This is a genomic window from Mesorhizobium tianshanense, assembly GCF_007830515.1.
Lineage (GTDB): Bacteria > Pseudomonadota > Alphaproteobacteria > Rhizobiales > Rhizobiaceae > Mesorhizobium > Mesorhizobium tianshanense.
This window is the reverse complement of sequence record NZ_VLKT01000009.1, coordinates 114,815-137,003: the sequence shown is the minus strand read 5'-3', so window position 1 is coordinate 137,003 and position 22,189 is coordinate 114,815. Positions and strand designations below refer to the sequence as shown.

Below are 22,189 nucleotides of genomic sequence, written 5' to 3'. Positions count from 1 at the left end.
CCAGTGGTAGTTGGCGCAACCCGAGGCGCCATCAGCGGTCCCATCAGATTGCATCAGTTTGGGTGATATTTCCGGGCAGGCTGACGATCGGCCTTGTGACCATCATGCAATGCCGCGCGGCGGCGCGCCGAGCACGGATTGCTCTAGGTCGATCAGCGTTCCGGTCATCAGCCCGGAGGCGTCGCTGAGCAGGAACAGCGTTAGCTGGGCGACTTCGTCCATGGTCAGCAATCGACCAAGCGGCAGGTCGGCGGCGGCGATCTTTGCCCAGTGTTCGCCCTTGCCCAGCGTGCGCGCCTGCATCTCTTGTTCGGCCGGCGTCGCTACCCAGCCCATGTTGATGCCGTTGACGCGGATGCGATCGGAAAGATGCGCGTTGGCAATGTTTCTGGTCAGGGTCGAAAGTGCGCCCTTGGTGGCGGAATAGATGGCAAGGTCCGGCGCACCGCAATGCGCATTCACCGACAGGATGTTGACGATGGCGCCCGCCGCCCGCCGTGTCTTCATGTCGGCTACGGCCGCCTGCATGAGGAAGAACGGTGCGCGCGCATTGACGGAAAACAACCTGTCCCAGTCGTCGATTGTGCCAGTTTCCAGCGAGGCCCGGTCGGTGAGGGCGGCGGCGTTCACCAGACAATCGATGCGGCCGAGTCTTTTGATCGCTTCCGCCATGACGACTGCAGGCGCGGCCGGATCTGCAAGGTCGGCCTGGATGAAGACGACGGGCCGGCCTGGTCGTGAAAGCTCGTCGGCGATGCGTCCGCCACGCTCGGCATTGCGGCCGGCAATGGCGATCCCTTCGCTGCCGCCGGCTGAGGCCAGCCGGGCGATGGTCTCGCCAAGCCCTTGCGTTCCGCCGGTAACGACAAGGGTCTTGCCCTCAAGAGCGACGATCAATGGACTCTCCCGAATGCCGACGAGCAGGTAATTTCCAATCAGGGAATTCTAGAAACCTATCGGATGTTAGGCTGGGGGACTAGATGAGGTCGGCCCCGGCGAGGTCGCGCATCAGATGGCTGGCGCCGTAGGTCCAATGGGGACAGTCGGGCGACAGCCGCACCCGGTTGACCAGGGCGCCGAACTTCTCCGACGAGATGGTGACGATGTCGCCGACCTTGTGCGCAAAACCCTTGCCCTTTTCGCCGCGATCCTTCGACGGCACGAACATGGTGCCGAGATAGAGCGCCAGCCCGTCCGGGTACTGGTGATGCGGCCCCATGGCGGCGGCGATCAGCTCTTCCGGCGAGCGGCTGATCTCGGCCATCGAGCTGGCGCCCTCCAGCGAGAAACCGTCCTCGCCCTCGACCTTCAGGCGCACGGTGGCCTGCTTCACGTCATCGATGGAAAATGTTGCATCGAACAGTCGGATGAACGGGCCGAGCGCCGCCGAGGCGTTGTTGTCCTTGGCCTTGCCGAGCAACAGCGCCGAACGCCCTTCGACGTCGCGCAGATTGACGTCGTTGCCGAGCGTCGCGCCGACGATCCTGCCGCTGCTGGCGGCGATCATGGCGATCTCCGGCTCCGGGTTGTTCCAGGTTGAAACCGGATGCAAGCCGACATCGGCGCCGAACCCGACAGATGCCAGCGGTTGGCATTTGGTGAAGATCTCGGCGTCGGGGCCGATGCCCACTTCCAGATATTGCGACCAGGCGCCGCGCTGGATGAGCTTCGCCTTGATCTCCATCGCCTCCGGCGAGCCGGGTCTGAGTTTTGACAGATCATGGCCGATCAGCCCGGCAATGTCGGCGCGAATGGCGTCCGCCTTCTCCGCCGAGCCGCGCGCCTGCTCCTCGATGACCCGTTCGAGCAGGCTGACGACGAAGGTGACGCCCGACGCCTTGACCGCCTGCAGGTCGACCGGAGAAAGCAGGTATGGTTTTTGCGGATCGCGCGCGGCCTGGAGACTGTTGGCGGCGATCGCGTCAAGCGATCCGATCGGTTCGCCCCCGGCCGCGTGGACGTAGCCTGCCGGGTCCGGCATCTCGCAGATGTCGCGCACCGTTGGTGCCATGCTCGACGTGATGTCGAACACCGTTCCGCCGCGCACCGTGACCACCTGCGGATGGAGCACATCGCTTGTCCTGGCGCGGCCGATGAAGAGGCCCTCGTCGGGCAGGAGAGTGGTGTTCGTCATGGCTTGCGGTCCTCTGCTGTCTTGTTCTGCTGCGACGGTCGTCGCCGCCGGACCCATGGCTCGTCAAAAGCCTGGCCGGCGGCGGCGGCACTTTCAACAAATTCCTGCCAAAGGTCTATCCCGTTCCTCGCGGTCGAGCCCATCCGCTGCATTTCGCATCGTCGGACGCCCATCTTTTGGCGACGACCGAAGCTGCGACCGGCACCGCGCCGGTGCGGGTGAGCAGCATCGTCTTTCACGGCCGCACCTTGCGCCTGCACGCCGAGTTGGGGCAGGGGATACCGGTGGTGATCGATGCACCGCGCCGGGCTGAAGGTTTTCAATTCAGCGTCGGCGACGAGGCGCATATCAGCCTGCGCCGTGGCGCTAACTGCCCTATGCTGCCCAGCTAATCCGACCCTCATCTTTCCCAGAAAACCCGGAGCGCTACCCATGAGCAATCATCTGAACTTCTTCATCGACGGAAAATGGGTCGCGCCCGTAGCGACGGCAACGCTGGACGTGATCGACCCATCCACCGAAGAGGCCTATACGAAGATCTCCGTTGGCTCGAAGGCCGATGTCAATCGCGCCGTGGCGGCGGCCAAGGCGGCCTTTCCGGCCTTTTCGCAGACCAGCAAGGCCGAGCGCCTGAAGCTGCTGAAGCGCATCCTCGAGGTTTACAACGAGCGCTACGAGGACATTGCGCAGGCCGTCAGCCAGGAGATGGGCGCGCCGATCACCTGGGCCCGCGAGGCGCAGGCCTGGGCGGGCAGGGCGCATATGGAATCCACCATCAAGGCGCTGGAGGATTACGAATTCGGCGAGAAGCGCGGCACCACCATGGTGGTCAAGGAGCCGATCGGCGTCTGCGCGCTGATCACGCCGTGGAATTGGCCGCTCAACCAGATCGTCTGCAAGGTGGCGCCGGCGATCGCCGCCGGCTGCACGGTCGTGCTGAAGCCCTCCGAGATCGCGCCGATCAGCGGCATCGTCTTTTCGGAAGTGATGGAAGCGGCCGGCACGCCGAAGGGGGTCTACAACATGGTCAACGGCACCGGCCCGGATGTCGGACAGGTCATGGCCGGCCATCCCGATGTCGACATGGTCTCGTTCACCGGTTCGACCCGGGCCGGCATCATCGTCGCCAAGACGGCTGCCGAGACGGTCAAGCGCGTGGCGCAGGAACTCGGCGGCAAGTCGGCCAATATCGTGCTGCCCGACGCCGACTTCGAGGAAGCCGTGCGCCAGGGCGTCAATGCCTGTTTCGGCAACAGCGGCCAGTCCTGCGACGCGCCGACGCGCATGCTGGTGCCGGCCGCCCGCCACGACGAGGCGCTGACGATCGCCAAGAAGGCGGCCGAGGCGCACAAGGTCGGCGATCCGCGCTCGGAAGAGACCAAGCTCGGGCCGGTGGTCAGCAACATCCAGTTCGACAAGATCCAGCGGTTGATCGAGGCCGGCATCTCCGAGGGTGCGACGCTGGTCACCGGTGGACCCGGTCGGCCGGAACATCTCAATCGCGGCTACTACGTACGGCCAACCGTCTTCGGTCACGTCACGCCCGGCATGACCATCGAAAAGGAGGAGATCTTCGGGCCGGTGCTTTCGGTCATCTCCTATAACGATGACGACGATGCCGTGAAGATCGCCAACGACACCGTCTATGGTCTAGCCGCCTATGTGCAGTCGAAGGATATCGAGCACGCTCGTACTGTGTCAGGGCGTTTGCGCGCCGGGCAGGTTTCGATCAACTATCCGGAGTGGGACACGTTCGCGCCGTTCGGCGGCTACAAGCAATCGGGCAACGGCCGCGAGTATGCCGACTGGGCGATCCATGATTTCCTCGAGATCAAGGGCATCATCGGCTACGGCGCCTAGCGTATTACCGCGGACAGCGCCGCGCGTCTAAGAAGGACACGCGGCACTGTTACGTGCCAATCCAAGCTATTCGGCCGCTTCGCGAACCGGTATCAAGCGCCGCTCGACCTGCTGGAGATGCAGGCGCATCGCCGCGGCCGCGCCTCCCAGGTCGCGCTCGGCTATCGCTTCGACGATCCGCTCATGGTCGGCGAAGCTGTGATGGTCTGCCGGGGGACGGGCGCCTTCTGAACGAAGACGTCCCCAGACCACGGTCCGGCGCACGGCGTTCAGGACATCGAACAGGCCGAGCAGCACATTGTTGCGGCTCGCCTGCGCAATCTGCCGGTGGAGCAGATTGTCGATATTCTCGTATTGCCGCCATGTGCCGGCTTCCCGCGTCTGCACCAGCGATTGCCGCATCGCCGCGATGTCGGACAGCGTCGCGTGCAGCGCCGCTTCGCGCGCAATCTCGGGCTCGATGATGAGGCGCGCGCGCATCACGTCGGCCGGATTCGTGCGCCCGGCGATTTCGGAAATGCCGATCGTCTCCTCGACGGGTCCGCTGCCGACGAAGGTGCCCCTGCCGACGTGACGCCAGATGCGGCCGTCCTTCTCGAGCACCGCCAGCGCCTTGCGCAGATCGCCGCGCGATACGCCAAGGCTCTCGGACAGTTCCCGCTCGGCAGGCAGCCGCGTTTCCCCAGAATGGTCCATCTGGGCAAGATAGGCCTGAAGCTGAACCAGGGCGGCGTGGCCGCCATTGCCGGGATCGTCCATCAATTTAACCAATTCGCATATTGATTCCTTTTGTTGGTGTTAAAACGATTGGCAGAAACCGTCAACTGCCAAGACTTCTGGGCAGATGCGGCCGGAATGGTGCAGTTTCTCCTTGACCAATCCGCTCTGCAGGCTTAACCAATTAAGGTAATGGTTACAAGAAACGGGAGGAATGACAAATGGCCAGCGTATCCAGACGTACCATCCTTGCCGCCGCTTTCGCCGCAGTTCTGGCAAGTGCGGCACCCTTTGCGGCCGCAAGTGCCGGCGACATGCGCATCGCATTCGGCGACCTTCCCGGGATCGAATCCATCCAGACACTCGCCGCCATAGAGCGCGCCAAGGAGCGCGGCGTGAATGTCGAACTCATCATTCTCAATGACGAAGACCTGGCTGCGCAGGCGATTGTCGGCGGCCAGGCCGATGTCGGCATCGGCGCGCCCTATACGCTGATCCAGAAGGTAGGCGTGCCGATCCGCATTTTCGCGCAGATATCGACGCTGCGCTTCTTTCCTGTCGTCAACAGCGAATTCTACAAGGAATGGAAGGATCTTGACGGGCAGGAAGTCGCCGTTCAGGCGCGCGGCTCCGGCACCGAGGCGGTCATGCTCCTGATGGCGAAGAACCACGGCATCAAGCTCGGCAACATCAGCTATGTCCCGGGTTCCGAGGTTCGCCGCAATGCGTTGCTCCAGGGGACGCTGAAGGCGTCGATTGTCGATGCCGCCAACAGGCGTGCGCTCGAGGCCGAAGCCCCCGGCAAGTTCATCGTTTTGCCGGTCGAGGATCTCGGCGCCTCGGACGAAGCGCTTTTCGCGACCGCGGACTATCTGAAGAACAATGCCGCCGACGTTGACATCCTGGTCGAGGAATTGATGAAGACCGCGCGGGAAATAACCGAGAACCCGGCTGTCGCGGTCGAATTCCGCAACAAGTACAAATTGCTGCCGGATCTCGGCGCGGAAGCGGATAGCGAAATCACCGAATACTACAAGGAAACCGCGGAAGCCGGCAGCCTTGCCCTGAGTGGCGGCGGAGCGGATGCGGCCGCCGACGATTTTGCCTTCTTCAGCGTTGCCGGCCAGATCGAAGGCGATCCTGCGAGCCTCAAGGTCGAGGACTTCTGGGATGTCTCGGTACTCGACCGCGCTGTCGCCAAGCTCGGCAAGAAATAGGCGGCCTGCCGGATGGCCGTAAGCATCAGAACCGACGGCGAGGCTGCCGGCCTCGCTCCACTTTCCAATCGCAATGCAACGGGCGCATCGTGGGACCAGCCAATCCTGCTCAGGCTTGTGTCGATCGCCATGTTCGCCGGAATTTGGGAGGTGGCCGGTCGCATTCCGGTCAGCTTCGCCTTCCCAACCTTTTCCGACACGATCGTCGCGTTTTTCGGGCTGCTCGCCGACGGGAGCTTGGCAACCGCCTACCTCTCGACACTGCAGCCGCTGGTGCTCGGCGTCGTCCTGTCGGCGTTCCTGGGTGTCGGCCTCGGCACGATCTGTGGCCTGTGGCGCACCGGTGAATGGCTGATGATCCCCGTCTTCATCGTGCTTCAGGCAGCGCCCGTCGCCGCCTTCATTCCGATGGTCACCTTCGTCTACGGGATCGGCATGACCGCCAAGACGCTCGCCGTCATGATCCTTGCGCTGCCGGTCATCGTGCTCAACACCTACAAGGCCGTGCGCAACGTCAACGAGTCGCTGCTCGTCATGTGCCGATCGTTCCTGGGCACACGTTGGCAGACCGTTGCCAAGATCATTCTTCCCGACGCCAGCCCGGTGATCTTTGCTGGTTTGCGCCTCGGTGTCGCTGCTGGATTCGTCGGCGTGGTGCTCGCTGAACTGCTGATCACCCCGACCGGCATCGGCGACCTCATCACATTCCACCGCTCGCGCGCGGACTATGCCGAGATGTACGCAACAATTGCCTCGATCATTGCGCTTTCCACCCTGACGCTTGTCTTTCTGCAGTGGGTGGAAGTCCGTGTTTTCAGGCCCGAGAGTAGAGGTGCTTGACATGGGCGCGACCGCATTGCGAAACGGACCGTCTCCGGTTCCCGCACCGATCGATTCAATCGTAGAAGTGAGAGGAATTTCCAAGGCCTACGGCAATGTCGAGGCGTTGCGCGGCATCGATCTCGACTTCCCGCGCGGCAAGCTGACCAGCCTTCTCGGGCCCAGCGGTTGTGGAAAAACGACTCTGTTGAAGATCATAGCGGGGCTGATACGGGCCGATGGCGGAACCGTCGCGATCAACGGCAAGCGCGTCAGCGCACCAGGTCCTGAACGCGCTTTCGTGTTCCAGGACTTCGCGCTGATGCCTTGGGCGACCGTGACACGCAACGTGGCCTTCGGGCTGGAGTTGCGCGGCACGAACAAGGCCGAACGCGAAGAGATCGCTCGCGGCTATATCGCCGAGGTGGGCCTCGCCGGCTTCGAGGACAAATATCCCCACGAACTGTCGGGCGGCATGCGCCAGCGCGTCGGCCTGGCGCGGGCATTGTCGGTCGATGCCGACGTCCTGCTCCTCGACGAACCGTTTTCGGCGGTCGACGAGCAGAACCGGCGCAAGTTCCAGGAGGACCTGATCCGGCTGCGCACCAACCAGAACAAGACCTTCATCTTCGTGACGCACTCGATCGAGGAGGCGGTCTACATCTCCGACCGCATCGTGTTGCTGTCACCGAGGCCCGGCCGGGTTTCGCAGATCATCGAACCGGCAATCGACCGCTCCGGCGACCCGGAGCGCATTCATCGCGACAGGCACTATCTCGATACCGTCGAGGAGATATGGCAGGGGCTGAAGCAATATGTGGAATGATCGGCCATGACCTTGTTCGGTTACCGTGTACCGATGATGGCATCCTTGCTCGTCTGGTGCGTCGTATGGGAAATCGTCGGCCGGCTGGACCTTGTCTTCATGCTGCCGCCGTTTAGCGAGGTGCTGGCTGCAGCGGTCGATCTCGTGCAGACCCCGTCCTGGCAGAGCGCCACGGTCACGACCCTTCGCGCCTTCGCCATGGGCATGGTCCTGTCGATCGTGATCGGCGTGCCACTGGGCATCCTGATGGGGCGCGTCAAGATCGCCGACGACCTGCTCGGCATGTGGGTCAACATCTTTTCAAGCGCGCCGCTCTCGGCGATCGTCCCGGTGCTGATGATCCTGTTCGGCTTCGGCGAGAAGACGATCGTTGCGGCGGTGTTCCTGTTTGCGATCTGGATCATCGTTCTGGACACCCGCGCCGGGGTCCGCCATATCTCGCCATCGCTGATCGAAATGGCGCGTTCCTATGGCGCCTCGCGCCCGGCGCTTTATACCAAGATCATCCTTTGGGCGGCGCTTCCGGAAATTCTTGCCGGCATCCGCCTCGGCCTCATCCGCGGCGTCAAGGGCGTCGTCATCGGCCAGTTGCTCGTCGCCATCGTCGGCTACGGTGCACTGTTCGAGACCTTCTCGCGAAATTTCCGCATGGCCGAATTCTGGGCCCTTACCATCATCCTTTTTGCCTTCGCCCTGCTGGTTGCCGAACTGATCGAACGGGCCGAAGCCAAAGTCGAATACTATGCAGGAGCAAGACAGTGAACATGCACGGCACGACCTCAAGCTACGTCATCGAACCGATCGCGATCCCGAGCATTCCGGTGGTGGGAACCGACAAGTTATTCCCGGTGCATCGGGTCTATTGCGTCGGACGGAACTATGCCGCGCATGCAGTCGAGATGGGACACGACCCCAACAAGGAGCCGCCGTTCTTCTTCCAGAAGAACCCCGACAACCTCGATACGACGGGAGAATTTCCATATCCTCCGGCCTCCAACGATGTCCATCACGAGATCGAAATGGTCGTGGCGCTGAAAAGCGGCGGTACGGATATCCCGGTCGAAAAGGCTCTGGACTGCGTCTTCGGTTATGGCGTAGGTCTCGATATGACGCGACGCGACCTGCAAGGGAAGGCGAAGGACATGGGCCGTCCATGGGAGGTCGGCAAGGCCTTCGAGGCATCGGCGCCATGCACGCCGCTGGTTCCGGCAAGCTCAATCGGCCATCCCGGCCAGGGGGCGATTTGGCTGGACGTCAATGGCGAGCGAAAACAGACCGGCGACCTCAACCAGATGATTTGGAAAGTTTCGGAAATGATCAGTTATCTGTCGGGTCTTTTCACGTTGATGCCGGGGGACATCATTCTTTCCGGCACGCCGGCGGGCGTTGGGGCGGTCACTCGCGGTGATGTTCTTCGCGGTCATATCGATGGCGTCGGCGACATAGAGGTTCGCGTTGTCTGAAGCGTCGATCGTTGAACGGCTTGCTGCCGGAGCAGACGACGCGCCGGCGATTTCGGCACCCGACCGGATGACGCTCACCCATGGCGGACTGCGCCGCCTGAACTCAGAAACGGCTGCGCGGCTCAATGCGCTCGGCCTCGGCCGTGGCGACCGGGTGGCCATCGTGCTGCCGAACGGGCCGGAGATGGCGACGGCCTTCGTCGCGGTGGCCGCGGCGGCGTCCACGGCGCCGCTCAACCCGGCCTACCGGGCCGACGAGCTCGACTTCTACCTGACCGACATCGGCGCCAAGGCGATCCTTGTCGCCGAGGACGAAAGCGGCCCGGCGGTGACCGTTGCCGAGCGCCTGGGCATAGCCGTGCTCAGGCTCGCAGCACTGCGTGACGCGCCGGCCGGAAGCTTCAGGATCGAAGGCCAACCGATCGGCCCGCCGGCTGCGCCAGAATTGGCGGAGAGCGGCGACATTGCATTGTTGCTGCACACATCCGGCACCACGTCGCGGCCCAAGCTGGTGCCGCTCAGCCATGCCAATCTTGCCGCCTCGGCCGCCCATATCGGCGCGACGCTCGGCCTGACGGCAGGCGATCGCTGCCTCAACATCATGCCGCTGTTCCACATCCATGGGCTGATCGCGGCGGTGCTGTCCTCGCTCGCCGCCGGCGGCAGCGTCTTCTGCACGCCGGGCTTCAACGCGCTGCGCTTCTTCCATTGGCTGAGCGAGGCGCGGCCGAGCTGGTACACGGCCGTACCGACCATGCATCAGGCGATACTGCCGCGGGCGGCGCGCAATGCCGATGCGCTGGCCGCGGCGCCTTTGCGCTTTATCCGTTCCTCCTCGGCATCGCTGCCGCCGCAGGTGATGGCAGAGCTCGAGGCGACCTTCGGCTGCCCGGTGATCGAATCCTACGGCATGACGGAAGCCGCGCACCAGATGGCCTCGAACCGGCTGCCGCCGGGCCTGCGCAAGCCGGGCAGCGTCGGTGCTGCCGCCGGACCGGAGGTGGCGGTGATGGCGCTCGATGGGCAATTGCTGAAGCCGGGTGAGACCGGTGAGATCGTCATTCGCGGACCCAATGTGACCTCGGGCTACGAGAAGAATCCGGACGCCAATGCCACGGCCTTCGCGCATGGCTGGTTTCATACCGGCGACCAGGGCGTCCTCGACGAAGACGGCTATCTTCGCGTCACCGGCCGGCTCAAGGAGATCATCAACCGCGGCGGCGAGAAGATCTCGCCGCTCGAGGTCGATGACGTGCTGATGGACCATCCGGCGGTGGCGCAGGTCGTCACCTTCGCCACGCCGCACGACAAGCTCGGCGAGGAGGTCGCGGCTGCGATCGTGCTGCGCGAGGGCATGGCCGCCACCGAAGGCGACATCCGCAGCTTTGCCGCGCTGCGGCTTGCCGACTTCAAGGTGCCGCGCATTGTCCTGATCCTCGACGAAATCCCGAAGGGTGCGACGGGCAAGCTGCAGCGCATTGGTCTCGCGACCAAACTCGGTCTTGCCAAACCCGGCCTTGGATAATGATGCGGATCACCATTTTTGGCGCCGGCGCGATCGGCGGCTATCTCGCGGCCAAACTTGCCATGGCCGGCCGGGTCGATCTGTCGATTGTGGCGCGTGGCGCGCATCTTGATGCGATCAAGGCGGGCGGGCTTCACCTGATCGAGGACGGACATGATTCCATCGCCTCTGTCAGGGCCGCCGCGCAGGCGCAGGAGCTAGGCGTCCAAGACTATGTCGTGTTGGCACTCAAGGCCCATTCCCTCGCACCAGCGCTCGACCAGATCGCGCCGCTGCTGGGCGAGGGGACGGCCGTCGTCACCATGCAGAACGGCGTGCCGTGGTGGTATTTCCACAAGATCGGCGGCTCGCTCGAAGGCACGCGATTGCAAGCGGTGGATCCCGGTGGCGTGATCTGGGATCGGCTTGGGCCGGATCGCGTCATCGGCTCGGTCGTCTATCCCGCGGCCGAGGTGGATGCGCCCGGCCTGGTCCGCCATATCGAGGGCAAACGCTTCTCGCTCGGCGAGCCCTCGGGCGAGAAGAGCGAACGTGTCACGCGGCTTGCCGAGGAGATGGTTGCGGCGGGGCTGCAGGTGCCGGTTCGCGACGACATCCGCAGTGAGATCTGGGTGAAGCTCTGGGGCAATCTCTCCTTCAACCCGATTTCCGCGCTGACCGGCAGCACGCTTGCGGCGATCGCTGCCGATGAGGCAACCCGCGCGCTTGCCCGCGCCATGATGCTGGAGGCGCAGGCGATCGGCGAAAGCCTGGGCGTCCGTTTCCCGATATCGGTCGACCGGCGGATCAAGGGCGCCGGGGATGTCGGCGAGCACAAGACCTCGATGCTGCAGGACCTGGAGCGCGGCCGGCCAATGGAGATCGACGCGCTGGTGACGGCGGTCCAGGAGCTTGGCCGGCTGACTGGCCTGCCGACGCCCACCATCGACAGCGTGCTGGCGCTGGTGCGCCGCCTCGCCATCGAGCGGGGGTGCTATCTGATATAGTCACGAGTCAGGCGCTCGCCTTTAGGAGGCGGGCGGAACGCCCTTGTGAAGAAAGAAGCTTCACAGCCTTTCTGTCAAAGGAAACAAAGACTTCCCCGCCCAGCCAGCTACCATCATAGGCAATCACACCATCAGCAAAATCACCACCAGCATCAAGGACCGATAGACCAGCTTCAACTGCGGGCCGATTGACCACGACATTTTCCGTATTCAGCAGGGCACGGATCGCGGCGGAAATGTCCTCGCAAGCAGTCTTATATTGGCGGGCCAAGACCCACGTGAATTCACAGAGGGATTGTAAGCTTACAGCCACGATATCCGCGGTTGCCAGCAACTCGACAGCGGCACTCGCCTGCTTGGCATCGTCAGCCACATAGGCGCGGAGCAGAACATTCGTATCAGCCGTGATTTTCATTCCTTGCCGGCCCCGGCGGCCGCACCAGCCTCGGCGATTGCCTCATTGATTTCCTCAATAGTGAGAACTTGGCCATTCGTCTTCCCTTTCAGGAAGCCATGAAGGTCCCGAAACGATCCCTTCGGCTGCGATGCCCTTAGCTCTGCCCGGCCATCTGGTAGCAAATCCAGTTCAATTTTTTCTCCCGGCTTGATGCCCAGGTGTTGGAGCACATCTTTCCGAAAAGTGACCTGCCCGCGTGCCGTTACGGTCAGTGTCGTCATAGCAGAATCTCCTGATTGGTTAACCTGAAATATAATGCAAAAGTGCATTACGTTCAAGCGCCGGCCTTCCCCGGCTATCCGCCCGTGGGGGCCGGCAGGGTTACACCCATCGAACCAGTTTGCAGGCGTTTGCGCGTTTTTGGATCGGCATCGGGACGACCGGTTGATTTTTTGCCATTCTTGTTGAGAACGTGGTCGCCACCGCGCTTGTCCGCCGGGCCGCCGCCTGGCGCCGAGAGTTGGGATTGCGAGGAATACTGTTTCAGGCAGAACGCCTGCACATCTCGCTTGTTGGGCTTGGCGACCATGACGGACTACCTGGCGGCCTGGTCGAAATCGCTTGCCGCATCGGCACAATGATCGAGGCAAAACCTTTCGATGTGAGTTTTGATTGGTTGTCGGCCTTTGGAGGTGGCGCGTTGGTTCTACGCGGCAGTGATGGCGCCCCGTCGCTGCAGGCATTCTGGCGCAACCTCGCCGCCGTCATTGCCGACAGCCCGCTGAAGCCCTTTGTGACGAATTCCATCGAACCGCACGTCACACTGCTCCGTGACGAGGTGCGTGTTCCCAGAGTTCGCGAACGGATCGTTGAACCGATCGGCTGGACTGTGCGTGATTTTGTGCTCATCCACAGTCTCATTCGGCAGGGTCTGTATAAGGAGCTCGGACGCTGGCAGCTGAACGGCCATGACGATTCCTTGGCGGCTATGTAGCGCGAAGCGAGGCCGCCGCCTCATATCTTCCTGACATACGCCGCAAGCTGGTCGAGCACGGTGCCCCAGCCGTCGTAAAAGCCCATCTCCTCGTGGTTATTGCGCGTGGCTTCGTCGCGGTGGATGGCGGTCGCGGTGTAGCGTGTCGCCTTGCCTTCCGGCTGGAAGGATATGACCGCGGTGATGAATGGATCCCCCGACGGGCGATAGCCAGGCAGCAGTGCATCGGTCCACACCAGCCGCTCGTTCGGCACGATGTCGAGGTAGCAGCAACGCCGGTCGTGGACCTCCTTGCCATCAGGCGATTGCATGCGGGTCCTGAACAGGCCGCCGGGCCGCAGGTCGATCTCGCAATCGGTGATGATCCACGGTTTCGGTGTGAACCATTGGCGGACATGCTCGGGCTTGGTGTAGGCGGTCCAGAGCAGTTCTCGCGGCGCATCGACAACGCGTTCGAGAACAAGGTCGAATCTCGGATCGGGTTTGAACAGCGGGGTCATATTCATTTGTCGCTTTCCTTGAGTTTCAGCACATAGTCATCGAACTGGTCGAGGCGGCGTTCCCACAGCGCGCGTTGCTCGGCCAGCCAGTTTTCCGCAAGCTCCAGCGGCTCATGCGCGAGCTGGTAGGTCCGGACGCGGCCGGCCTTTTGCGAGCGCACCAGCCCGCAACCTTCCAGCACCTTCAGATGTTCGATGAAGGAGGGCAGGGCCATGTCGAAGGGCTGGGCAAGCTCACCGACCGAGGCGGGGCTTCTGTTCAGCCGCTCCACCACACGACGGCGCGTCGGGTCGGCAAGCGCCCGGAAAATGCCGTCGATCGGTGGGGGGCTCGGACTTGCGGACTGCTGGTTTGTTGCCATGGTCATGTCTTCCTTGCGTCACCGCGTCGGGCAAAGACGGTTCACAATACTTAGGAAAATTCCTTAGTATTGGCAAGGCCAAAAAATCGGAGATGCCCGGCGGGGCCGCTGGCAAAGCGGGAAGCGTGGTTTTAGGGTGCCGCCAGATACGACCAGCGATCAGTCCGAGGGACCCCGGTTTTGACCATCACGATGTACGGCATCACTAATTGCGACACGATCAAGAAGGCGCGTGTCTGGCTGGAGAGCCATGATGTCGCCTACCGCTTTCACGACTACAGGGTCGAAGGTCTGGACGCGGATCGGCTCGATGACTGGTCAGGCAAGGTCGGTTGGGAACTCCTGCTCAACAAGGCGAGCACGACCTTTCGCGAACTGTCGGACAGGGACAAGATGAGCCTCGACGAGAAGAAGGCCAAGGCGCTGATGCTGGCCAAACCGACGATGATCAAGCGGCCGGTCCTCGATCTTGGCGACCGTATCCTCGTCGGCTTCAGGCCTGATGTCTATCAGCAGGCGGTGGGTGGGCTGAAGTAGGTGTAGCGCCCGCGTCGATCTCAATTCCGCCAGGCGAATTGGGTCGCGGGGAAGACCTTGGCCTGCCTGGCCGACAGCGCGTCCCACGCTTCGCGGTCGCGTCTGTCCGGTTCGATTGTCTCAGTGATGCTCGTCATGGCGTCCGCGGCCTCAGAAAAACTCTCGAACCATCCGGTCCCGACCGCGGCGCTGATGGCTGCGCCGAGGGAGGAGGCTTCAGCATTGTGACCCTTATGGATCGAGATCCCGGTTGCGTCCGCGATCATCTTTGTCCAAAGCTTGCTGTTGGCGCCGCCGCCGATCGCCACCATTTGCGCCGGCGAAAGACCATGGCCGCGCATCTCTTCGAGAGCCCGGGCGGTTTGCAGTGTCATCGCCTCGAGCCCCGCACGATAAAAGTGACCGAGCGTGTGCGAGGGGTGCATGCCGATGAAGCTCGCGCGTGCGCTCGGATCCCAATGCGGGTCCATGCAGCCGACCAGGGTGGTGCCGGCGAGAAGCCCGTCCGAGCCGATCGGGACGGCCGCCGCTTCCCGTTCCAGGCGGTCGAAGATCGCCGGATCGGAGCGTCCGCCGGCAAACGTGTCGACGAACCAGTTGACGAAATAGACGCCCGCCCGCTGCACTGCCTCGAGGAAATAGCCATCGCCTGTCGGCGAGGTCATGGTACGCCAAAAGGCGCCGACCACCGGTTCCCGCGACCAGATTCCCGCGATGATCGCAGTTCCGAGATTGAGATAGACGACGCCGTCGCGCATGGCATTGACGCCGAGCCCGGCGCATTGCCCATCGCCGCCGGCGGCAATCACCGGCGTCCCTTCGGAGAGGCCAGTTGCCGCAGCGGCCGCGGCATGAACGGTCCCGACCCGCGTGCCGGACCGCACCGCATTGGGAAGTTGCGACGGCTTGATGCCGAGGTGATCGAGGATCGGCTGGGACCATGCCTTGCGCGAGATGTCGAAGAGGCCGAACGGATCGGCGCTCGTCCAGCTCGCACTCGGCGTTCCCGTCAGTTTCAGCGTCAGATAGCCATGCACGTCGAGGATTTTGTCAGCGTCGTCCAACCGTTTCGGCTCGTTCTCGCGCAGCCATTTCAGGCGGTAGACGACCGGCGTCACGTCGATCGGCTTGCCGGTGATCGCGTGCAGCCGCTCACGACCGATTTCCGCCGCGAAACGGTCGACCAGCCCGGCGGCGCGTTCGTCGAGCCACAGGCTCGCGGGTCCGATCGGCGCGCCGGCGCCGTCGATGAGGGCAACGGTCTCGCGCTGGTTGGAGATCGCGATACCGGCGATGCGTTTTGCATCGACCGCGCCGACGAGCTGTCGCAGCGCCGCCGTTGCGGCCCGCCACCAATCGGTGGCCTCCTGCTCGACATAGTCCGGCCTCGGCTTCATCAGATCGAGCGGCGCGCGGCCTTCCGCCACGGCTCGTCCGTCCCGGCTCCAGGCAATCGCCTTGCAGGATTGCGTGGAACTGTCGAGGCCGACGACAAGAGGTTCGTCGCTGCTTCCCATGATTGTCCTCCCGAGACGATGAGTTCCGCCGAGCCTGGCTATTCCAAGAGAATGTTCGCGGTGGCCAGGTCGGTGACAAAATGTGTCGCGTATCCGCCGCCGAGCCCAGCCCTGATCGCCCCGATCTTGCGGGCGCCACCGGCCGCACAGATGCGGACGGGCACCGCTTTCAGTTCGTCGAGCGTGATGCCGACGGTGCGTCCGTCGAGAGGAGTTGCGAAAGCGGCCCCTTGAGCGTCGATGAATCGCCCGATGATGACCCCGAGCGCTCCCTGCTCGATCATGCCGGCAAGCGCGGCGGCATCCGATATCCCGGCTCGGGCATAGGTGCTCTCCGGCCCGATATCGCCGATCCCGAAGATGACCTTGCCGGCCGCATGTATCATGCGGAACTGGTTGACGAGCATCGGCTCCCGCATGAGTTCGTCGTGCAGCTCGTCGGTGGAGACGATCGCCGGGGCAAGCAGGTTGATGCAGCGGGCGCCGAGCCGATTGGCCATCAGCGAGGTGCAGAATTCCGGTGAGAAATCGCTGGTGCCGATCGAGCTTCCCGAGAGCTGGACGACGGTGAGGTTCCGATTATGCCGTAGTCGTGGGATCGAGCGGGCGGCAGCGAGCACGGTCTTTCCCCAGGCAACGCCGATCGTGTCGCCCGGATCGACCATGGATGCGAGCAACCGCCCTGCCGCTTCGCCGATGCGGCGGTCGGCATCGCTGGGATCGAGGTCGGGGATAACCGCCGCGCCGCGAAGCCCGTATTTTTCCATGAGACGCCGCGAGGTCAAGGTGCGGGCAAAAGCGTCGTGGTCGACCTGCACGGCGACAAGTCCGCTTTCGCGCGCCTCCTGCAGATAGTTTACCACACTCGCCCTGGAGACGTTCATAACCTTGGCCACATCGCTCTGGTTAAGCTGGTCGACATAGTAGAGCCAGGCAGCCCACGCCACCGCGCTGTCGAATTCGGACGGCAGTGCCGAGAGCCCAGAGGGGCGGACCAGGTCGATGTCGGCATCGGCATTCATGCCCCTTTTTCCGCAGGTTTGCAGAACGAAGTCAAGCGTTGCGGGCGCATGCTTGACAAAAGACAGGGATAGGTGACTATTGTTTGATCGCGCAGCCCGCCTGCGTCTCGATTACAGAGTTGCCCCAGAAGAGGACGCCATGACGAATCCGGCAGCCGGATCCTGGACGACATTGATCGACGACATTTTGGACGGGAACTGGACCAGCCCGGAGACCGGGAAAAAGGCCGTGGTGCCGTATGACCGGATTGTCATCGAAGAAAGCCTCGAAGGCCGGGCGGCCGATCTTGTTTCGGAGCTCGATCTGGGTGAGCGGTTCACGGTTGTTGCCGATGCCGCGACCTATGATGCGCTTGGCGAACGCGTTGCGCGCGAACTGAAGACGCTCGGCCCTGTCGATGTCCTGATTTTGGATCACCCACATGCCGACATGGCCAATGTCGAAAGCCTGGCCGTCAAACTCGCAGATGCGGATGCCGTGGTCGCGGTCGGTTCCGGCACGATCAACGATCTCTGCAAGTTCGTCACCGGGAGGAATGAGCGGCGCTATTGCGTGTTCGGGACGGCCGGTTCGATGAACGGCTACACATCGACCACCGCGTCCATCACACTTGAAAGCGGCCTGAAAGTCTCGCTCCCCTCCCATGCGCCGTCAGGCTTTTTCGTCGATCTTGGCGTCTCCGCTGCCGCCCCGACCTATCTGTCGGCGGCGGGGTTCGGTGACTGCCTTTGCCGCTCGGTCGCCCAGATCGACTGGTGGATGTCGCATCGTCTGCTTGGCACCGCCTACCATCAGGTACCGTTTCTCATCCAGGAAAAGGATGAGGCGGCGCTCAACGAGCGTGCGGCAAAGCTTGCCGAGCACGACATCGAGGCCAATGGCTACCTCTACCGCGTGCTAACGCTCTGCGGCCTCGGCATTTCCTTCACCGGCGTCTCCAATCACGGTTCCATGGGCGAGCATCAGATATCGCACTACATCGACTGCTTCGCCGGCGAGCGTCACCCCGGTACGCTCCACGGCACCCAGGTCGGCGTCGCTTCACTCACGATGGCGCGATTGCAGCAAGCAATGCTTGCAAGTGACAAGCCGCCGGTGGTGAAGGCGACGAAGATCGATCCCGACGACATGGTGCGCCGCATGGGGCCGGCTGTCGCCGCCCAATGTCTCGACGAATTGAAGAAGAAGGCCTTCGACGAGAATGCCGCCGCCGCATTCAACGAGCGGCTGCAGGAGCTCTGGCCGACGCTCAGGCAGGAGCTCAAGCAATTCATGCTGCCTGTCCACGAGATGCGGCGCCTGCTGAAATCCACCGGCGGGCCGATCTCGGCGGCCGAATTGGGCACGCCAGCCGATTTCTATCGCGAAGCCGTCGTTCATTGCCGGGAGATGCGCAATCGCTTCTCGTTCCTCGACATTGCTGCGGATGCAGGAATGCTGGGGGATTTTGCTCGCGGGGAAGCCTGACCGGATGCGCGACCTCGTCGAATTCGGCCCGGAAGCTGCGTCGCGCATTCGCGGCGTCTTCTGCGATATCGACGATACGTTGACGACCGAGGGCCGTCTTCCAGCCGAGGCCTACCATGCGCTCGAACGCCTGCGTGAGGCAGGCCTCGTCGTCGCTCCCATTACCGGGAGACCCGCGGGCTGGTGCGATATGATTGCCCGGTTCTGGCCGGTGACGGGCGTTGTCGGCGAAAATGGCGCTTTTTACTTCGCCTACGATCAGCCAACGCGAAAGATGGTCCGGGTTTTCGCGGCGTGCGCTGAGGAACGCCGGGAAAACAGGCGCAGACTCGCCGAACTGGAAAAACGCATTGTCCGGGAAGTGCCGGGTTCGGCCGTGTCCGCCGACCAGCAATATCGCGAAGCCGATCTGGCCATCGACTTTTGCGAAGATGTTCCGGCACTGCCGATGTCCGATGCCAGGCGCATCAAGCAGATATTCGAGGAAGCCGGCGCTGTCGCCAAGATTTCGTCGATCCATGTGAACGGCTGGTTTGGCCGGTACGACAAGCTGTCGATGACGCGTCGCTTTGCAAACGAGAGGCTCGGGACCGATCTCGATGTTGAAAGACAGGCCTATGCGTTTGTCGGAGACAGCCCGAACGACGCGCCGATGTTTGGGTTCTTTCCGAACTCGTTCGGGGTCGCGAATGTGATGGATTTCCAGGGACAGATCGACGCCGAGCCTGCTTTCGTCGCCACCTCGCGGGGTGGCCGCGGCTTCGTCGAGATTGCCGACATGATCCTGGCAAATCGGAGGTTGGGGTAGCCTGATTGGCCGGCGCGAAGTGGACCGCCAGGAAAAGACGCAAAGGATGTTCTGCAGGCGATGGAACAGAACCAGGGACGGCTTAGGCAAGATTCGGTGCCAATCTGCTTTCAGATGAAAGCGAGTGCGATGTTCCGGGCAACATCACGCAGCACCTGCGGTTGCTGCAGCGATCCCGGCCGGTGGATGTCAGAGCGAACCGCCTGTCTCCTGGTCGGTGATGAGGCCGGTGAAGAATCCTTTTTCCAGGAGCTTGGCCATGATGCCGACCTTGTTCTTTCCGCCGGAAACAAGGATGCGTTTGGGAATGTTCAGCGTGTCGAGAGGGTAAACCCCGACGATGCGTTCATTGACGGGATGGTCGATGAGTTCGGCGTTCCGGTCGAAGAAATAGCCGAGGAAGTTCCCGATCGGCTTCATTCTCAGGACGTCGTCGAATTCCTCGTCCGTCATATAACCGACGCTCCGAAGCGTCGAGCTGGTCGTGCCGCCGACGCTCATCAGCGCAAGGTCGGCGTTCAGCGCCTTCTGGATAACCTCGCGCGCGCTCGGTTGCTGCAGGATCGTCTCGCGGCTTTCGCGGCTGTCGCAGATGATGGGTCCGGGGAGATAATAGGATTCGGCCTGAGTGCGCTGGGCAAAGACGGCGGCGGCGTCATATTTGTCGATCGACGACCGGCGCGACAGAGAGCCGAGAAGCGGCACGACCGTAACGTTCCTGAGCGTCACCGGTTCGATGTTGGAAGCGAGCCATCTCATGGTTCGGCCCCACGCCATGGCGACCGTCATATCGTCCCTGAGCAGCGTCTCAACGGTTTGCGCGGCATAGATGCCGATCACTTCGGAGAGCCCGAGCTCCGACCCGGTGTCGTTTGGCGTGACGCTGCATATGTCGAGCCGGTACTTCCGCCTGAGCTGTTCTTCCATTTCGAGGGCCTGGGACGTCCCGGCATTGATGCGGATCGAGACGATGCCGCGCTCCTTGGCCTCGGCGAGCAGCCTGTGGATCTTGGTGCGGTTGATCTGCAGCCGCTCGGCGATGGCCTGCTGCGTTTCGCCCAGCACGAAATATTGATGGGCAACCCGGGCCAGGAGACCGATCGACGTCATGAGGGTTCTCCGATGCTGGTGGCGCACCCGTCCGAACGCCGCTGTCGCCGGCCAACAAGCGCTTGCTTCGGACATGGTGACGATATAGCATTTGAACAAATGCACAAGATATGAACATTTGTGCATCGCAAAACGAAGCGGTTCGGGAGGAACGCGTGCGGGTTGCCCAAGCCAGACGTTTCGTCATTTCGGACCATCCGCTGCCCTGGCTGCTGCCGCTGGTGGCGATCCTGCTTGTCTTCACCGTCTATCCCCTGATCTACAACATCTGGCTGAGCTTCCACGAGTTCGTCCCGCGCAGGCGGGCACTCGAATTCGTCGGAACGGAAAACTGGGTGCAGCTCTGGAACGACACGCGCTTCTGGCAGTCGCTCGTCATCACCTTCACCTATTTCGCCATCGCGCTGGCCTTTGAACTGGTGCTCGGCATGGCGATCGCGCTGCTCCTGGACAGCGACGGCTTCGGTTTCGGATTCCTGCGCGGCGTGCTGACGATGACGCTCGTCATCCCGCCGGCCATTGTCGGCATGATGTATCTGCTGATGGAGGATCCGCAGTTCGGGGTGATCAGCTATCTCCTGCAGTCGATTGGCCTGCTCAATCCGAACAATCCCATCCTCGCCACGGCGTCGACCGCGCTTGCCGGCGTTCTCGTCGCGGAAATCTGGCAGTGGACGCCGTTCATGGTCCTCATCTTCCTTGCCGGTCTCAGGGCGCTACCGCCGGAGCCTTACGAGGCCGCGATGATCGACGGCGCGTCGTCGTTCCAGATTTTCCGGCGCATCACCCTGCCGATGATGTCCAAGGTGATCGCGATCGCCGTCCTGGTCCGCGGCATCGATCTCTTCCGCGTCTTCGACTACGTCTTCGTCATGACATCCGGTGGGCCGGGAGCGGCGACCTATTCGCTTTCCCTCTATGCCTGGCAGCAGACGTTCAGCTTCGTAAAGTGGGGCTATGGCGCCACGCTCAGCCTCGTCACCCTCGTAATCATCCTCGTCATTGCCAACCTCTTCATCCGTATTGCGAAGGTGAAATGGTAGAATGAACGGCTCCTTCTCAACGCGCATGCTTCGTACCATCGCCGCCTGGGTTGTGGTCGCAGTCTTCTTCTTTCCGATCTACTACTGGACGTCGGTGGCGTTCAAACACGGCAATGACATCTTCAACCGGCCGCCAAAACTGTTCGCCTTCACGCCGACCTTCGACAATTTCCAGAAGGTGTTCGGGATTTCGCTGGGCAGCGGCGGCATCACCGTGACGCCGGGCGGCGGCAATTTCTACATGGCGCCCCGCGTCTGGGATTCGATCGTGATCGCGACGCTGTCGACCGTGCTCGCCGTCGCCATCGCCACGGTTGCCGCCTACGCCCTGTCGCGCATGAACTTCCGCGGCCGGCATAGTTTCGTCGGATGGGTTTTGTCCACGCGCATGATGCCGCCTGTCGCGGTCGCGGTTCCGATGTTCTTCATCTACAAGAATTTCGGGCTCATCGACACCTATACCGGCATGGTGCTGATCCACGCGCTGATGAACCTGCCGCTCGCCGTCCTCCTGATGAAGAGCTTCTTCGACGACATTCCCTCCGAGATCGACGAGAGCGCGATCGTCGATGGCGCCAGCCGCTTCATGATCTTCCGGCGGATTGTGCTGCCGATGGCCAAGGGCGGCGTCGCCGCCACGGCGGTCCTCTGCTTCATCTTCAGCTGGACCGAATTCCTCTTTGCGCTGACCCTGACCACCACGTCGCTCAAGACAGTGCCTGTCGTCTCGTCGACCTTCGTAACCTCGATCGGCACCGCCTGGGGCAACATGGCCGCGCTTGGAGCCGCATCCATCATTCCTGCTTTCATCTTCATTCTGTTGGTTCAAAAGCATCTCGTGCGCGGTCTCACGATGGGATCGTTGAAACAATAGATGGGAGGCT

Annotated in this window: 26 protein-coding genes; 15 read left to right on the top strand and 11 right to left on the bottom strand. The window is 62.6% G+C overall.

Going from position 1 to position 22,189, the window contains the following annotated elements:
- Window positions 1-102: 102 nt before the first annotated feature.
- Window positions 103-897, bottom strand: a complete 795-nt coding sequence (locus IQ26_RS09400; protein WP_145716129.1) for an SDR family oxidoreductase — start codon at window positions 895-897, stop codon at window positions 103-105.
- Window positions 898-976: 79 nt separating this feature from the next.
- Window positions 977-2,134: a fumarylacetoacetate hydrolase family protein gene (locus tag IQ26_RS09395; RefSeq protein ID WP_145716127.1), complete on the bottom strand. Its 1,158-nt coding sequence runs from the start codon at window positions 2,132-2,134 to the stop codon at window positions 977-979.
- Between the two features lie 176 nt (window positions 2,135-2,310).
- On the opposite strand from IQ26_RS09395, the gene IQ26_RS09390 reads away from it, so the two are divergent.
- Window positions 2,311-2,526 carry a TOBE domain-containing protein gene (locus IQ26_RS09390; RefSeq protein ID WP_240547040.1) on the top strand — a complete coding sequence of 72 codons (216 nt, stop codon included), beginning with the start codon at window positions 2,311-2,313 and terminating at the stop codon, window positions 2,524-2,526.
- Window positions 2,527-2,566: 40 nt separating this feature from the next.
- A complete protein-coding gene (locus IQ26_RS09385; RefSeq protein WP_145716125.1) occupies window positions 2,567-3,994 on the top strand; it encodes an aldehyde dehydrogenase family protein in 1,428 nt (475 codons plus the stop codon).
- Between the two features lie 66 nt (window positions 3,995-4,060).
- Here the strand turns inward: IQ26_RS09385 and IQ26_RS09380 are convergent, their stop codons facing one another.
- Window positions 4,061-4,753 carry a FadR/GntR family transcriptional regulator gene (locus tag IQ26_RS09380; RefSeq protein ID WP_126043905.1) on the bottom strand — a complete coding sequence of 231 codons (693 nt, stop codon included), beginning with the start codon at window positions 4,751-4,753 and terminating at the stop codon, window positions 4,061-4,063.
- Window positions 4,754-4,932: 179 nt separating this feature from the next.
- Between IQ26_RS09380 and IQ26_RS09375 the strand changes: the two genes are divergently transcribed.
- The 7 genes from IQ26_RS09375 to IQ26_RS09345 are packed head-to-tail and all read left to right on the top strand — an operon-like array spanning window position 4,933 to window position 11,547.
- Complete coding sequence (locus IQ26_RS09375) at window positions 4,933-5,928, top strand: ABC transporter substrate-binding protein (protein ID WP_145716122.1); 996 nt, start codon at window positions 4,933-4,935, stop codon at window positions 5,926-5,928.
- A gap of 12 nt (window positions 5,929-5,940) precedes the next feature.
- Window positions 5,941-6,768 (top strand): ABC transporter permease, encoded by an 828-nt coding sequence (locus IQ26_RS09370; RefSeq protein WP_145716120.1) that lies wholly within the window; start codon window positions 5,941-5,943, stop codon window positions 6,766-6,768.
- Between the two features lies 1 nt (window position 6,769).
- Window positions 6,770-7,573: an ABC transporter ATP-binding protein gene (locus tag IQ26_RS09365; RefSeq protein ID WP_145716118.1), complete on the top strand. Its 804-nt coding sequence runs from the start codon at window positions 6,770-6,772 to the stop codon at window positions 7,571-7,573.
- Window positions 7,574-7,579: 6 nt separating this feature from the next.
- On the top strand, window positions 7,580-8,335 hold the full coding sequence (locus IQ26_RS09360) for an ABC transporter permease (protein WP_145716117.1): 756 nt from the start codon (window positions 7,580-7,582) through the stop codon (window positions 8,333-8,335).
- A 2-nt stretch (window positions 8,336-8,337) separates the two neighbouring features.
- Window positions 8,338-9,036 carry a fumarylacetoacetate hydrolase family protein gene (locus tag IQ26_RS09355; RefSeq protein WP_145716247.1) on the top strand — a complete coding sequence of 233 codons (699 nt, stop codon included), beginning with the start codon at window positions 8,338-8,340 and terminating at the stop codon, window positions 9,034-9,036.
- The gene (locus IQ26_RS09350) at window positions 9,029-10,561 is read left to right on the top strand and encodes an acyl--CoA ligase (protein WP_145716116.1); all 1,533 of its coding nucleotides are present in this window, start codon (window positions 9,029-9,031) and stop codon (window positions 10,559-10,561) included. Before IQ26_RS09355 ends, IQ26_RS09350 begins: the two co-directional genes overlap by 8 nt.
- Window positions 10,562-10,563: 2 nt before the next feature.
- Window positions 10,564-11,547, top strand: coding sequence for a 2-dehydropantoate 2-reductase (locus IQ26_RS09345; RefSeq protein ID WP_145716115.1), 984 nt, complete (start codon window positions 10,564-10,566; stop codon window positions 11,545-11,547).
- Between the two features lie 7 nt (window positions 11,548-11,554).
- Here the strand turns inward: IQ26_RS09345 and IQ26_RS09340 are convergent, their stop codons facing one another.
- The 3 genes from IQ26_RS09340 to IQ26_RS40320 form a co-directional block, all read right to left on the bottom strand.
- Window positions 11,555-11,962, bottom strand: a complete 408-nt coding sequence (locus IQ26_RS09340) for a type II toxin-antitoxin system VapC family toxin (protein ID WP_145716114.1) — start codon at window positions 11,960-11,962, stop codon at window positions 11,555-11,557.
- Window positions 11,959-12,225 (bottom strand): AbrB/MazE/SpoVT family DNA-binding domain-containing protein, encoded by a 267-nt coding sequence (locus IQ26_RS09335; RefSeq protein WP_145716113.1) that lies wholly within the window; start codon window positions 12,223-12,225, stop codon window positions 11,959-11,961. The genes IQ26_RS09340 and IQ26_RS09335 overlap by 4 nt, the downstream gene beginning before the upstream one ends.
- Before the next feature lie 74 nt (window positions 12,226-12,299).
- Window positions 12,300-12,533, bottom strand: coding sequence for a hypothetical protein (locus IQ26_RS40320; protein WP_240547045.1), 234 nt, complete (start codon window positions 12,531-12,533; stop codon window positions 12,300-12,302).
- On the opposite strand from IQ26_RS40320, the gene IQ26_RS09330 reads away from it, so the two are divergent.
- Entirely contained in the window at window positions 12,465-12,938 is a 474-nt protein-coding gene (locus IQ26_RS09330; RefSeq protein ID WP_240547044.1) for a 2'-5' RNA ligase family protein, read from the top strand. The genes IQ26_RS40320 and IQ26_RS09330 overlap by 69 nt on opposite strands.
- A gap of 20 nt (window positions 12,939-12,958) precedes the next feature.
- On the opposite strand, the gene IQ26_RS09325 is transcribed toward IQ26_RS09330, so the two are convergent.
- Both IQ26_RS09325 and IQ26_RS09320 read right to left on the bottom strand, forming a co-directional pair.
- Window positions 12,959-13,438, bottom strand: coding sequence for an SRPBCC family protein (locus IQ26_RS09325; protein ID WP_145716245.1), 480 nt, complete (start codon window positions 13,436-13,438; stop codon window positions 12,959-12,961).
- Window positions 13,439-13,440: 2 nt separating this feature from the next.
- Window positions 13,441-13,800 (bottom strand): ArsR/SmtB family transcription factor, encoded by a 360-nt coding sequence (locus IQ26_RS09320; protein WP_145716243.1) that lies wholly within the window; start codon window positions 13,798-13,800, stop codon window positions 13,441-13,443.
- A gap of 180 nt (window positions 13,801-13,980) precedes the next feature.
- Between IQ26_RS09320 and IQ26_RS09315 the strand changes: the two genes are divergently transcribed.
- Entirely contained in the window at window positions 13,981-14,337 is a 357-nt protein-coding gene (locus IQ26_RS09315; RefSeq protein WP_145716110.1) for an ArsC family reductase, read from the top strand.
- Between the two features lie 20 nt (window positions 14,338-14,357).
- Here the strand turns inward: IQ26_RS09315 and IQ26_RS09310 are convergent, their stop codons facing one another.
- Together IQ26_RS09310 and IQ26_RS09305 are read right to left on the bottom strand one after the other, a co-directional pair.
- Window positions 14,358-15,854 (bottom strand): xylulokinase, encoded by a 1,497-nt coding sequence (locus IQ26_RS09310; RefSeq protein WP_145716108.1) that lies wholly within the window; start codon window positions 15,852-15,854, stop codon window positions 14,358-14,360.
- Between the two features lie 38 nt (window positions 15,855-15,892).
- A complete protein-coding gene (locus IQ26_RS09305) occupies window positions 15,893-16,876 on the bottom strand; it encodes a sugar-binding transcriptional regulator (RefSeq protein ID WP_145716106.1) in 984 nt (327 codons plus the stop codon).
- A gap of 139 nt (window positions 16,877-17,015) precedes the next feature.
- Here IQ26_RS09305 and IQ26_RS09300 point away from each other — a divergent pair, with 139 nt between their 5' ends.
- Window positions 17,016-18,344, top strand: a complete 1,329-nt coding sequence (locus IQ26_RS09300; protein ID WP_145716104.1) for a sn-glycerol-1-phosphate dehydrogenase — start codon at window positions 17,016-17,018, stop codon at window positions 18,342-18,344.
- A 4-nt stretch (window positions 18,345-18,348) separates the two neighbouring features.
- Window positions 18,349-19,152, top strand: coding sequence for an HAD-IIB family hydrolase (locus IQ26_RS09295; protein WP_145716103.1), 804 nt, complete (start codon window positions 18,349-18,351; stop codon window positions 19,150-19,152).
- Window positions 19,153-19,341: 189 nt separating this feature from the next.
- Here IQ26_RS09295 and IQ26_RS09290 read toward each other — a convergent pair whose 3' ends face one another.
- Window positions 19,342-20,262, bottom strand: a complete 921-nt coding sequence (locus IQ26_RS09290; RefSeq protein WP_162457903.1) for a sugar-binding transcriptional regulator — start codon at window positions 20,260-20,262, stop codon at window positions 19,342-19,344.
- 155 nt (window positions 20,263-20,417) lie between these two features.
- Here IQ26_RS09290 and IQ26_RS09285 point away from each other — a divergent pair, with 155 nt between their 5' ends.
- Together IQ26_RS09285 and IQ26_RS09280 are read left to right on the top strand one after the other, a co-directional pair.
- The gene (locus tag IQ26_RS09285; RefSeq protein ID WP_145716099.1) at window positions 20,418-21,305 is read left to right on the top strand and encodes a carbohydrate ABC transporter permease; all 888 of its coding nucleotides are present in this window, start codon (window positions 20,418-20,420) and stop codon (window positions 21,303-21,305) included.
- A gap of 1 nt (window position 21,306) precedes the next feature.
- The gene (locus IQ26_RS09280; protein WP_145716097.1) at window positions 21,307-22,179 is read left to right on the top strand and encodes a carbohydrate ABC transporter permease; all 873 of its coding nucleotides are present in this window, start codon (window positions 21,307-21,309) and stop codon (window positions 22,177-22,179) included.
- The last annotated feature ends 10 nt before the right edge of the window (window positions 22,180-22,189 follow it).